Raw genomic sequence first — 620 nt, 5'->3', positions numbered from 1 at the left:
CATACCGGTATCAGCCTGAGCGGCGGCAGCAGCTTCGGCAGTACGTCGGGCGGCAGTATGGCGGGAGGAGCGCCGGCAATGGCGGCCAGCAGCGGACACGCGGAAGGCACCACGCGTGCGGCGATTGGCGCAGGCACCATTACCGTTCGCGACCAGGACAAGCAGCAGCAAAACATCGCCGGTCTGAGTCGCGACACGGACAATGCGAACGGCAGCATCGGGCCGATATTCGACAGGGAGAAGGAACAGAAGCGGCTGGCGGCGGTGGGCCTGGTCATTGAAATCGGCAGTCAGGTATCGGATATCGCGAAGAAGCAGGGCGAGCTGAACGGGCTGAAGAAAGCGCGTGAAGCGCATCCGGAGATGACGGCGGAGCAGCTCAAGGACACGCCGGAATACAAGACGGTGATGGCGGAGTACGGCACCGGAAGCAACCTTCAGCGCGGCATTCAAGCGGCGACGGCGGCGCTCCAGGGACTGGCCGGCGGCAATATCGCGGGTGGACTGGCAGCCGCAGCCGCTCCGGAGCTGGCGAACGTGCTGAAATCGACGGAGGATAAGCCGGAGGTAAACATCCTCGCCCACGCGATCCTGGGCGGAGCCGTTGCGGCGATGCAGGG

General features: G+C 65.0%; 1 protein-coding gene. It reads left to right on the top strand.

Annotated features, from left to right (window positions below; translation table 11 throughout):
* Window positions 1-620: hypothetical protein (locus ACSVHP_RS22985; RefSeq protein WP_447552989.1), on the top strand; the 620-nt coding region annotated here is incomplete at both ends.

This window comes from Enterobacter sp. 186315 (genome assembly GCF_053290175.1).
Note: the sequence above shows the minus strand (reverse complement) of the source record. Positions and strands in the feature narration are given on the sequence as shown.